This window comes from Ruegeria arenilitoris, from assembly GCF_013035315.1.
GTDB lineage: Bacteria > Pseudomonadota > Alphaproteobacteria > Rhodobacterales > Rhodobacteraceae > Ruegeria > Ruegeria arenilitoris_D.
Genome location: NZ_WQHP01000004.1, coordinates 401,212 through 411,651, shown reverse-complemented (window position 1 = coordinate 411,651; position 10,440 = coordinate 401,212). Strand labels below are relative to the sequence as shown.

The window sequence follows — 10,440 nt, the reverse complement described above, 5'->3', positions numbered from 1 at the left end:
CTATCGCAGCGTATGACTGGGCAAACTATAGCGTAAAGTAGCTGTGAATGGTCGCTTTAGGCTGACAGCAGTCATTCCGAAGCATATTCCAAATGGCAGCTTCGTCCGCAGAGCGGAAATAGATGCTGCAAATCTCGCTGCGCCGTGAACGAACGGCCGCTTTTCTCTCTGCGACGCGGCTAGCAATTTTGGCGCTCGGATTGCTGCATTTGCGAGCATCAGCACCGAAGTGCTTCCGGATTGGGCTCGAAGCAGACGCTCAGCAAAATTGGCCGAACGACGGCTCTGCGGACTAACCGGTCCTTGCTCAATGAGATACCAATTGCCATCTTGGATCGCATCAACTGAGCCAACCTAACGAAGAGCCAACAACCTCCGTGGGAGCAATCCTCATGACTGAACCGAGCACAGTATCTCCGCTTCAACTCCTTTTTCTCGCCGGGGATGGGATTGGCCCTGAAATATCGTCGGCCACGCAACGTGTTCTTGCCGCCGTGACGCCCATCTGCAACCGGCCGATAATTGTGACTGAGGCTGACATCGGTTTCGCTGCGCTTGAGGCGACCGGAAGCACAATCCCGGAACCGGTCCGCACCGCTGCCAAGGAGGCTGACGGCGTAGTCCTCGGCCCCGTGTCCCACAACGCTTATCCTCCGGCTGCAGAGGGAGGTCTTAATCCCTCCGGCACCTTGCGCAAGGATCTCGAACTCTACGCCAATGTTCGCCCAGCACGGACATGGGAAGGCGTTCCCAGGGCAGCCTCTAAACCGTTTCACCTGACCGTCATGCGCGAAAACCTCGAAGGCTTTTACGCCGACCGCAACATGCATCAGGGACCGGGAGAGTTTATGCCTGACCCCGACACCGCACTCGCGTTCCGAAAGATCACCCGACATGCTTCCATGCGCATTGCAGAAGCCGCATTTCGCCATGCCAAACAGGACGGCTTTTCCCGGGTAACAGCCGTGCACAAAGCAAATGTGATGCGTGTCTCGGACGGACTGTTTCTTGAATGCTGCCGCGCCGTGGCTGCCGAGCATCCCAATATCGACTATGACGAGTTGCTCGTTGACGCTGCGGCCGCGCATTTGGTCCGCGATCCGGCGGCATTTGGTGTGATCGTAACAACAAATATGTTTGGCGATATCCTTTCAGACCTTGCATCAGAGCTGTCCGGTGGCCTCGGCGTCGCGGGATCTCTGAACCTTGGCCCTCGCTTCGCCATAGCGCAGGCTCAGCACGGCTCCGCACCCGACATCGCGGATAAGGGAATAGCTAATCCGACGTCATTGATATTGTCGCTGACCATGCTGCTACGTCACCTCGATGAGCTACGCGCGGCTGAGGCAATTGAAACTGCGGTAGCGCAAACCCTTCAACGCAAGCCAACGTACGACCTTGGCGGAACCGCAACGACTGAGGAGTTTACGTCGGCACTGATCCAGGCGATCGAGGCGGGGCCGTGAGAGAAATTTCAATGTCGGTTCATGCTGTTCAAGTAGGCGCAAACATCCGTAGAAGCGTTTATTGATAGGCAGCTTTGGGCTCGAAGCAGTCATCTGAGTCTTTTGGTCAGGTGACAGCTTAGGAGCGGATAGCGGACATCCAGATTTACAAACTCCTAATTTCGACCATGTAAGAATTTGGCTATCTACGCGGTCTAGTGCCTTCATGGCCTATTGTTAGACCCGCCCTACGGCCATCTTGAATCGGCGAGAGTCGATTGTTCAATCGATAGAAGCCAAATCTCGGAAACAACGGCGCTGGTGGGAATATTGGTGGGAATGAAAAACTCGACAAGTAACTTAGTAAATTAAAAACATGTACTTAATGGATAAAGGTGGCTGGGGTGGTAGGAATCCTTGCCAACCGATGATTGTTATCGCCTTTTTGGCGAGGCCTGACCGACTGGGGCGGTTTCGGGGGCATTTTGGCTGCTAGAGAGGTCGTTAGCGGGTGCTGACGAGACCGCTAGAGGACCGTCCACTGGCGCTGAGACGACCGCTGACGATCGATTCCGGGGGCTGAAGACTGGTCGCTGGTGCTGGCGGCTTGGGGGGTGGAGCGGACGTTCAAGGCGAGTGCAGCGAAGGACTGGTTAGAGCCCAAAGCGGCCGGTTTTGGAGACGCCCCAATTTCTTGGAGCGTCCATGTTCGCCATAAGACATTTGCTCGTCTAGCCTAAACTTCCAAGACTACTCCACGAGTTCCAAATCACCGGGCCGCCAGCTTTTGTCGAACCATGGTTCAAGCGGCCCGTAAAGGCGCATCATAACATTGAAGCTTCGACCGGGAACTGTTTGCGCCCAGTTGTTTTCCCAACCTTCCGGCGCTTCCGGTCCAAAATAGATGCTGAAGCTACCATCGTCGTTCGGCTTTATTCCGGGCCGGTTGGAGTCGATCCCTCCGGATTGTTGGTCTGTTTCCAAGATCGAACGAGTCTGCCCACTATAGAGCATGAATGACGCAAAGTTCTTGGCAGGGACCGGCGCGGGAAGCGTTACCTTATAGGTCTTTGAACCATCCAGATACTCCCCATCTTTGTCGCGGGCCGTCATTGCATACACCGACCCGGTGCCAACCGGCGGCGCAGTCATTGCAGGTGTGATACCTGTCGCCATGTAAAAGAAGTATGTCCGATCATCCAGAATACGCGCGCCATCCTCAAGGAACAGATAGCTCTGGCGTTGGAACGGCGAGTTCCATTGACGATCTTCATAGAAGTACACCCCCGGATCCCGTGAGGCATATGTGATCGCACGCGCTGTCGCGTTTGCGATGGCTGCTGCTTCTTTGAAGATTCCCTTCATTCTGGCGTCCGGTTCGAACGGTTCGCCTTTTTTGATGCCAATGGAAGCAAATGTCCCAACAATTTCTGGATCAAAAGCGCCGACCGGATTGTTATCCAAGGCTACATGAATCTCCTCGAAGAAGTCTTCGTTGTTGGCATGGACTGTGTTGTGCTGAACGCCGGAGATATTGATGAAGTTCTCCGATGGCGGATTGTCGGCTGCGCTGAGCGGATAGATGTTCAGCCCTGCCTTGATCTCTGCAACTGGTCCTGTTGTGTCACCATCTGCCCCGGGGGAGCGACGCAGCAGCAACCAGTGTTCATTTGTTCTTGTACGAAGTTCAAAATATCCTTCTGGCACTGCAGTTTCATCGTCGTGATGCATCAACAGGTATTTCCCGCCTTCGCCTTTGTCTGCACCAAGCGCGCCAATGTCTGCGACGTAGTCGAACCCTGCGTCGTCCAACAGGCCCAACATGCCAGCGGGCACCTCTATGACCATAGGACCTTCGGAGATATCAACGTTGGAACCAACGTAAATAGTCGTTGTATTAGGCGTCAGCCAGATTGATCTGGCATCCAGAAGATTTTCTGCAATGACGACATCATTGGGTTGTGCGCCTACATCTTCATAGCCTTGAAACATTCCACGCAGAGACGCGATTTTCATGCCATCAAGAAAAGCAGTCGTTGCGCGCATCAAGTCCAGATTGTCGAAGACTTTCTCAACCGTATCTGGTGAAGGCATGCCATCGAAAAACTCAAGTGTGCCAAGTGTCTCTGTTTTCACTCTGTCCGGTGTCAAAACGTTTTGCGGTACGATTGCGGCGAACTCTCTGTCTGATTGTGGAGGCAATGCAACTTGTTCGTTTGCGCCCTCGTTTTGTTGAATCATATCTTCGTTCAGCAAAACGAACTCCACGCGCCGGTTCAGCGCGCGTCCTTCCTCGGACAAGTTCGAGGCAACAGGCGCGATTGGACCTGCTCCCATGGCGACCAGACGTTCCGCCGCGACGTTGTAGGGTTCGCCCATCAGTGCATTGCGTACGGCCGCAGCACGGCGCTCAGCGAGGTCAATGTTGTATGCAAAGTCACCCACCGAGTCCGTATGGCCCACGATCGCCAGTCGCATTTCAGGCAGCGTCGCCATCGCGCTGGCAACTTTGAACAACACCTCGGGTGACGTGCCGGTTAGCGCGTCACTGTCGGTCTCAAAAAAACCGCCGCTCATTGAGACGCGACCATCTTCGCGCAGAGCGGACACAACCGCTTCATCTGTCAGTTCACCGACCGCTCGTGCTCTTTCTTGGCCAAATTGTTGCGCCTTAAGCGGTCCCGTGTTGACTGCGAGTGCAATCGCAATCGCTGTCATACAAGTCTTAATGTTTCTCATTTTGAAACTCCCATTTTCATTGCCTTTATGCGCTTGTCGCGACTTGGCACTTTGGTGTTTGTTGTGGAGAGACGGTGTCCCGAGGCATACACCGCCTCTCCAATTACTGACCAATTGGTTTGTGCCAATACCGGTCAGTGTCCGAATTCAATTGCGAAAAGTTTCAGCTACTCGACCTTCTTGAGATCTCCGAGCATCCAGCCGCTTTCCAGCCAGCCCTCTTCAGGGCCGTAGAGGCGGAACAGGAGGAAGTAGGGCTCGGTGGTTGGGATCCAGTTGCTTTCCATGCCCTCTGGCGCTTCAGGCCCGAAGTAGATGTCGTAAGAACCATCTTCGTTTGCTTGCATCGTGTCGGTGTCGCGCTCGGAAAGTCCCACAGGATCGACGTCGCGGATGAAACTCTTGGTCTCCATCGAATAGACAATGACTGACCAGAAATCCTCGGCGGGTGTGTCCGCTGGCACGTTCAGCTTGTAAGTCTGATTGTGGTCATACATCTCGCCTTCGCTGTCGCGCAGACCAGTTAGGTAGAACGTCCCGCCGCCAAGTTGTTTCGGCAAATAGGTAATCCAGAAGTAGCTGCCGCCGGCACGGGCATCGACAAGCACTTCGGTTTCAGTTTCGTAAGGAAACCCAAGCTCGGCCTGACCCTCTGCAAAGTCCCAGATAAGCCATTGGCTTTTCATGTCGCCGTTTTCGTCCACCCATAGCGGCAACATCGCTTTGCCTGGCGTCACAAAATAATGCTGCATGGATGCATAAGCCAGCAACAGACCTTCCTCCATTGCCTTCACCTGAAGTTCGGTTGGCTCGAACGGCTTACCCTTCTCAATCCCGAGATCCTTCAGAAAGTTCACCATGACTTTGTCTTGAGGACGGATTGGGTTGTTCTGGACGTAGTCGTTTAGGTCCTGAAAGAAGGTTTCGTTGTAGTACGGCAGGGAGTCGTAGGGAACCTCAGAGGCTTCATGATAGGTGTTCGGTGGTGGGTTGTCGGCTTCTGACAGGTAGTAGACTTTTATCGTCTGTGCGTATTCAGCCGCGTCCGCATCAGTCGCGCCGTTGGTCAGCTTTGGGCGGAATGAAAACCCGTATTCGTAAGTGTCTGTCTCGAACGGCAAGTATCCCGCGTCAGTCAGTTCCTCGATTGACATGTCGCCATCATAGTCGGGTGGCAGCATGAGATATTTACCACCTTCTCCTTCGTCGAACCCGTCCGGACCAACATCGGCAATCGGGACATCCCAGGCGTTTACAATCGTACCGAAGTAATTGACCTTGTCTGTTGCTGCCGGAACTTCGATCACCAAAGGCCCGGGCTCAGATGTCATGGACGCCCATGCGTAAGCTGTTACATCATTGGCCGTCAGAAACCCGTGTTTGGAGTCGAACGGTTTGTTGAGATACACAATGTCGTTGTAATCCCCGCCCAGATCTCGGCGAATACCTTTCAGGAAGTCGATCATGCCTGCAGCAGGCATGCCCCAAATCGCGGTTTGCGTCGCGCGCTGCACCATTATTTTGTATTCGATGTCTTCAACCTGCGCCGAGCGCGCGAGAATGTCGCCCGTGTCGTTAAATTCCTGCGCCTCGACCTGAGCAGCGGCGCCGCCGACGCAAATGGCCGCAACTAAACACTTGGTCGATAAGTCTGTGAACAATGTGCCCATCTGTTTCATTCGTGACTACTCCCTTGAGGTTTTCGCGAGACTTGCACATCCGAAACGCAGATGCGTATCATTTCACGACAGGCGCATTTCCGGAGAACTCAATGGCACTGCCACCGATGATTTCAGCGAAGGCGCTTGGTGCGATGCCGCAGTTTGTCCATGAGGTCGCTGGAGAAAAAAGATTAGCGAAGGCCATGGATGTCGCTGACCTTCCACATCACTTTATCGAAGAACGGTCGGGATACATTTCCGAGCATTCGCTGGCGACATTCGTCGAGGAGGCGGTTCGATTGGCGGGCCATCAAAACATTGGCTTGCTTTGGTCTCCTTACCTAACGGTCGCAGACTACGGGCTTTGGGGAGAGTATGTCCTGTCCGCGCCTACGTTGGGTAACGCGCTACGTCGCGCAACATCGGTTATGCCTTTGCACTCATCAGTTGATCGTGCATGGCTGGAAGCCTCTGGCCGACGTTCGCGCTATTGCTACAAATTCGGAATGCCGGAGCACCCCGCTTACGCCGATATAGCTTTTTCCGCGATCGGCGTTTTCCTAAGTATTTTTCGCGAGTACCTAGGTAAGGAATGGACGCCTACGGCAGTTCTCTTGGATTTTGCAAAAGTACCGAACTCGGTCGAAGTCGAAGACACATATGGGTGTCCCATAGTTTGGAACGCACCAAGGTTGGGTGTGGAATTCGAAAGCTCATTGCTTTTGGTCGAGAACAGAAGGCAATATCGCGTTCGCGGTTTTGTGACGGTTGACGATGTTGCGAGGGAACGCGTCGGCGGACCACCTGAAACAATGGCTGGTCGGGTTGCCGCAATAGCCCGACAGCAACTCCACCACAAAGAAATCTCGGTTGATGCAACCGCTCGCGCACTCGGGCTTGGTGTTCGCGCTCTTCAAAGGAAGCTCGAGGAAGAAGGCGCGCAATTCCGTCGCATAGTAACCGATGTTCGCGTAAGCCGGGCGAAAGAGTTACTTTCATTGCAGTCTGGCACCATCGCCGATATTGCTACTGCGCTTGGATACGAGACAGCCAACAACTTCAGCCGTGCATTTAAGACCGCCACTGGTGTCTCGCCATCTGAGCACCGAATTCTTGGGCGCGATAGGTTCTAAACCTTCTGAAACCGCTCCAGTACCACCGACTGCTTCGTCCGCATCGCGGTCATTCAGCCAGCCCTCAACCAAAGTCCACTACGGCAAAAAGAAAGCAAAGCGCAGATCCCCCGACAACTCCTTACGCTAGGCCTTCTCGACTCCACCGAGCCTTTATCTGGCAGGGGTTATGCTTGTTCTCGGCGTCCTGATGAGCCCGTGCATGACAGCTTGGGCATAGTGCAATCGCGATGAAAGTTTTCTTGCCCGTTGAGATGTCGGAGCAAAGTTCCTCACCGCAGATCTCGAGCAACTCCCCGCGTGACATTAACTCAATGGTGGTGACGCCACATTGCTGGCACTGCGCCTCTTCAAGAGCACACCTGACTTCCTCAACCGAGACGATCCGTTGATAGTTGCATTCAGTATCGGCCATTTTCATACCCCGCGAAATCGTTGACAACTCAACCCTGTGCAATGGACCTGCTCTGGCCTCACCCAGTATTCGCCTTGGGACATTCACGCTAACGCAGGTGTCGCGCGCAAACAAGCCAGCGAGTATCACTCACACCTTGCCCTCAGAAAACGAGCAACCTCCTGCATCTAAATAAAGAAGCAACTGTAGGAGTTTGATCCATGAAGTACCTGTCTGCCCTCGGCGTTCTCGTCGGGGGTTTTCTTTTGCACCCACCGCCCAAGGCCGTCCTGACGACGATGCTCTGGGTGGTTTCGCGGTCTCATCCCGCTGTCTCGGCGCTGGTTCTGCTGGCGGTTCTCTGGACGTGGAGGTCCGACGATGGCTGAGCTGGAGCTGGCCCCCGGTGACGTCGTGGTCGTTCGCGCCTTCGATGACGTCCCAGAGCATCACTTCCGCGTGGAAGGGGTGTTCGAAGACTGCGTAACCGGCTTTGCTGTCACCGGCCCTCTGGCTGGGTCCTACGGCGAACCGGCAACCGAGATGATCCTGCGGATCGTCTCAACCAACTGATCCCATCCCAAATTCGAAACAGAAAAGGAGGAGATTGATGTCTGCTCACATTCGCTATGCCTATCTGAAGGGCCATACGTGGTTGTTCAGACGCAACTATCCCGTTGACGTGGCTCTCGCGCTGGGCGCTCAGGCGCTGAAGCAAAGCCTCAAGACCAGTGACCGTAACACTGCCCGCGTCCGAGCCGCTGAGGTCAATGCCCGGTTCGAGACACTGGTTGAACAGGTGCGGTCGCAAGCTGAAGACGCCCTGTCTGCCCCAGAGGTCAACGGTTTGTCTCCGGAATGGGTGGACCAACCAGAGTCGTCGCTCGTCCGTCTCCGGGCCACTCTGGAGGACTCTGGATGCACTCTGGAGCGGTCCAGCTTTGCCAGACCAACAGCACCGGTGAAGGTGCCGGTTCGTGACCTGAGCCGGGCCTATCTGAACAAGCGCAGTAACGAGCTAAGACCCAGCGGGTTCAAATCGGTCCGATACTCTGTCGGGTTGTTCAACAGTCGATACGGTGACCAGTCGGTGTGCAGCCTGACCAGAGCAGACGGACGAGAGTTTCTGTCAGCAATCGCCCAACTGTCCCCGATGATCGGTAAGTCAGAGCGGACACGTGGTCTGACCCTGGACCAGTTGGTCGCGTACTCGTCTCGTGGAACTGCGACGATAACAGCCAGAACTCAGCGGCGTATCTGGTCACAGGTCAATCACTTCCTCGACTGGGTGGTCTATGAGGGACATCTGGAACAGAACCCGTTCCGGACCGTTCTCTTCGATCGCAAGGTGCGCCCAGCGCCTTATGCCGTCCCGACTGACGATGAAGTTATGCGGTTGCTGGGAGCCAAGGACCGGGAACTGCATCCGGTTCTGGTGACCTGCCTGCTGTCAGGAATGCGCGCGGGGGAAGCGGTTGGGTTGCTTCGGGAAGACCTCGTGACCAAAGGCAACCTTGGTTGCTTCGTTCATGTTCAACCCAATGAGTTAAGACTGCTGAAGACCGATGCTGCGGAGCGACTGGTTCCGGTTCACCCGGCGCTTGATGAGACGTTCCGGCAGTTACCCGCATCCGGTCCTCTGTTTCCTGATCTGACCGTAGCGCATGTCACCAAGGGGTTTGCACGACTAAGACGGCGGTTGGGACTGGAGCGACCGGGACTAGTGTTTCATTCGACCCGCAAGTGGTTCATCACCCAGTGCGAGCGAACAGGTGTCCCTGAGCACTTCACGGCTTCTCTGGTCGGCCACCAATCGGCACGGTCTGAGAACGGGATCACCTACGGCATCTACTCGGCGGGCATTAGTGATGAGCAGCGTCGGTCGATCGTTGACCAGATACGGCTTCCGCAAGGGACGGTTGCCTCATGAGTTTCCCGGACATTGATGCGTTCGAGGAGCGAGCTGCTATCGCTGAGTTCGATGGCGGTTGCACCCGTAAGGCAGCGGAAGATATGGCTGCTCAGGCTCAGGGGTTACGGGACGCTGAAGCCTACTGGCAGTGGCTGGCTGACTACGTGGTTACCCGAAGACCACCCTCATAGACAAAACCCTCGGCGGCCCTTAGCGGGTTGCCGGGGGATCACTTTGATATTTTTTTCTTGCGGCTTCGAAATTACGCGGCTCGGAAATCCCAATAGTTTTCCTATACTGGACTTACTTCTAGGCTTTCTGGTCGAGAATTTTTCTGAAACGTATTTCGAAAGGTAAGAACTATGGGCGACTACGAAGACACATTTCATCCGGATGGCACTGATGGCGACGATGTAGAGGAGATGCCCAGCCAAGGGGGATGGTTCGGCGGCAGTGATGACGACGAGGACGACAAACGTAGGAAAAAAGAGCAAGGGGGATGGTGCTTCTTGACTACTGCCGCCTGCGAGAAAAACGGCCTGCCTGATGACTGTTACGAATTGCAGACCCTACGAGATTTTCGTGACAACTTTCTTTGCAATTCGGCAGAGGGAACTGAGTTGGTCGAAGAATACTATAGAATTGCACCTTCCTTAGTGCCTTTGGTCAAGGAGGGACCTTTGGCAACTTGGGCTTGGGAGCGCATCAAAATGACTGTCTCTCAAATCGAAGAGGGTAAGACCGCTGCGGCAATTGAGACTTACCGGGAAATGGTTCGCGTCCTTCAAAAAAGTGAAGAATCGACACAGGTATAAGGCTGTAGCCCAAATGAACCGGAGACCCGCCTTCCAGGGTCTCCGACGACTGAGTATTGCCCCACCTCAGCCCCACCAACCGCCAGCACCAGCGACCAGTCTTCAGCCCCCGGAATCGATCGTCAGCGGTCGTCTCAGCGCCAGTGGACGGTCCTCTAGCGGTCTCGTCAGCACCCGCTAACGACCTCTCTAGCAGCCAAAATGCCCCCGAAACCGCCCCAGTCGGTCAGGCCTCGCCAAAAAGGCGATAACAATCATCGGTTGGCAAGGATTCCTACCACCCCAGCCAGATCATCGGAACATGGAACAACAGCAGGCGCTTGGGTCACCGATACCTCAGA

The 10,440-nt window shown here is 54.8% G+C and carries 8 protein-coding genes and 1 pseudogene; 6 read left to right on the top strand and 3 right to left on the bottom strand.

Features of this window, described 5'->3' with window-relative positions:
- Positions 1-392 precede the first annotated feature (392 nt).
- A complete protein-coding gene (locus tag GOV53_RS11770) occupies positions 393-1,466 on the top strand; it encodes an isocitrate/isopropylmalate dehydrogenase family protein (protein ID WP_170466879.1) in 1,074 nt (357 codons plus the stop codon).
- Between the two features lie 729 nt (positions 1,467-2,195).
- On the opposite strand, the gene GOV53_RS11765 is transcribed toward GOV53_RS11770, so the two are convergent.
- The 3 genes and pseudogenes from GOV53_RS11765 to GOV53_RS11760 all read right to left on the bottom strand — a co-directional run bounded on the left by GOV53_RS11765 (position 2,196) and on the right by GOV53_RS11760 (position 5,863).
- Positions 2,196-3,701, bottom strand: a complete 1,506-nt coding sequence (locus GOV53_RS11765; protein WP_254439267.1) for a DUF1254 domain-containing protein — start codon at positions 3,699-3,701, stop codon at positions 2,196-2,198.
- A gap of 27 nt (positions 3,702-3,728) precedes the next feature.
- A pseudogene (locus GOV53_RS21520) lies at positions 3,729-4,022 on the bottom strand (OmpA family protein); the annotation flags it as partial.
- Positions 4,023-4,351: 329 nt separating this feature from the next.
- A complete protein-coding gene (locus GOV53_RS11760) occupies positions 4,352-5,863 on the bottom strand; it encodes a DUF1214 domain-containing protein (protein WP_217354419.1) in 1,512 nt (503 codons plus the stop codon).
- 92 nt (positions 5,864-5,955) lie between these two features.
- Here GOV53_RS11760 and GOV53_RS11755 point away from each other — a divergent pair, with 92 nt between their 5' ends.
- The 5 genes from GOV53_RS11755 to GOV53_RS11735 all read left to right on the top strand — a co-directional run bounded on the left by GOV53_RS11755 (position 5,956) and on the right by GOV53_RS11735 (position 10,099).
- Positions 5,956-6,978 (top strand): AraC family transcriptional regulator, encoded by a 1,023-nt coding sequence (locus tag GOV53_RS11755; protein WP_170353204.1) that lies wholly within the window; start codon positions 5,956-5,958, stop codon positions 6,976-6,978.
- A 615-nt stretch (positions 6,979-7,593) separates the two neighbouring features.
- On the top strand, positions 7,594-7,761 hold the full coding sequence (locus GOV53_RS11750) for a hypothetical protein (RefSeq protein WP_170356195.1): 168 nt from the start codon (positions 7,594-7,596) through the stop codon (positions 7,759-7,761).
- Positions 7,754-7,945, top strand: coding sequence for a hypothetical protein (locus GOV53_RS11745; RefSeq protein ID WP_170466877.1), 192 nt, complete (start codon positions 7,754-7,756; stop codon positions 7,943-7,945). The genes GOV53_RS11750 and GOV53_RS11745 overlap by 8 nt, the downstream gene beginning before the upstream one ends.
- A 37-nt stretch (positions 7,946-7,982) precedes the next feature.
- Positions 7,983-9,302 (top strand): DUF6538 domain-containing protein, encoded by a 1,320-nt coding sequence (locus GOV53_RS11740; protein WP_170466875.1) that lies wholly within the window; start codon positions 7,983-7,985, stop codon positions 9,300-9,302.
- Positions 9,303-9,646: 344 nt separating this feature from the next.
- Entirely contained in the window at positions 9,647-10,099 is a 453-nt protein-coding gene (locus GOV53_RS11735; protein WP_170466873.1) for a CFI-box-CTERM domain-containing protein, read from the top strand.
- Positions 10,100-10,440: the final 341 nt, after the last annotated feature.